Source organism: Bacillus sp. LR_5 (genome assembly GCF_042709275.1).
Map to the genome: position 1 here is coordinate 1 of NZ_JAVAXX010000669.1, position 804 is coordinate 804.

Below are 804 nucleotides of genomic sequence, written 5' to 3' on the forward strand. Positions count from 1 at the left end.
AAGATCATGGAAACTCGTCCATTGTCTGCAACTAAGCGTTTCCGTCTAGTTGAAGTTGTCGAAGAAGCTGTTATTATCTAATAAAGTTCGGAATTCTTTTTCCGAAGGGAGGTAACAAATAATGATTCAACAAGAGACTCGTTTAAAAGTAGCTGACAACTCTGGCGCACGTGAAGTACTTACTATTAAAGTTCTTGGTGGTTCTGGACGTAAAACAGCTAATATTGGTGATGTAATTGTTTGCACGGTTAAACAAGCAACACCAGGAGGCGTTGTCAAAAAAGGTGAAGTCGTAAAAGCTGTTATCGTTCGCACTAAAAGCGGAGCGCGCAGAAGTGACGGTTCATACATCAGCTTCGATGAGAATGCATGTGTTATCATCCGTGACGACAAGAGCCCACGCGGAACTCGTATCTTCGGACCAGTTGCTCGTGAATTGCGTGAAAACAACTTTATGAAAATTGTTTCTCTAGCTCCAGAAGTTATCTAATGAAATAAATGCCTTAGTCAAGGAGGTGCGATCAGGATGCATGTTAAAAAAGGCGATAAAGTAATGGTTATCTCTGGTAAAGATAAAGGCAAACAAGGAACAATCCTTGCTGCTTTCCCTAAAAAGGACCGCGTTTTAGTTGAAGGTGTGAACATGGTGAAGAAACACTCTAAACCAACTCAAGCTAACCCTCAAGGCGGTATTTCTAATCAAGAGGCGCCAATTCATGTATCAAACGTTATGCCGCTCGATCCTAAAACAGGTGAAGTGACTCGCGTAGGATACAAAGTGGAAGATGGCAAAAAAGTTCGTGT

2 protein-coding genes and 1 pseudogene are annotated in these 804 nt (G+C 41.7%); all 3 read left to right on the forward strand.

What is annotated here, in order from left to right:
* Positions 1-81, forward strand: a pseudogene (gene rpsQ, locus RAC86_RS39385) (30S ribosomal protein S17); the annotation flags it as partial.
* A 40-nt stretch (positions 82-121) separates the two neighbouring features.
* Complete coding sequence (gene rplN, locus RAC86_RS39390; RefSeq protein WP_003225805.1) at positions 122-490, forward strand: 50S ribosomal protein L14; 369 nt, start codon at positions 122-124, stop codon at positions 488-490.
* A 36-nt stretch (positions 491-526) separates the two neighbouring features.
* The coding region (gene rplX, locus RAC86_RS39395) for a 50S ribosomal protein L24 (protein ID WP_377887037.1) at positions 527-804 on the forward strand (278 nt) is incomplete at its 3' end.